Annotated in this window: 1 protein-coding gene; it reads right to left on the reverse strand. The window is 57.5% G+C overall.

Annotated elements, in window-relative coordinates:
- Positions 1-372: hypothetical protein (locus HMPREF3104_RS12510; RefSeq protein ID WP_168156373.1), on the reverse strand; the 372-nt coding region annotated here is incomplete at both ends.

Consider the following 372-nt stretch of genomic DNA (forward strand, 5'->3'; position numbering starts at 1 on the left):
CCGGAGTCAGTGCCCCAACCCCTGGCACATAGGCCGGCCCACCAGGTGCGCGGTCTTTCGGTACAAACACATGCAGCGTGGCTTTTGTTGGGGCGATCTCACCGGAGAGTAGTTTGACCATCGCATCAGCCATCGAGGTTTTATGCTCCCGTGCAGTCGCAAGCACATGCTCACGCACCACACGCGCAGTCAACGGGTTCGTCGCCAGTGTGACCAATGTTTTCACAGTCCCTGTGTATGCAGATTCCTCAAACGTCAACGCGTCATCAGCCGCATGTGCCTGCGCCACTCGTTGCTGACGCCGCTTCGGCTGGTAGGCACACGTTGGGTCAATACGCTTAATCATCTCCCGGATACGACGAGTAATCATCG

The sequence above is a fragment of the Corynebacterium sp. HMSC30G07 genome, from assembly GCF_001806945.1.
Lineage (GTDB): Bacteria > Actinomycetota > Actinomycetes > Mycobacteriales > Mycobacteriaceae > Corynebacterium > Corynebacterium riegelii.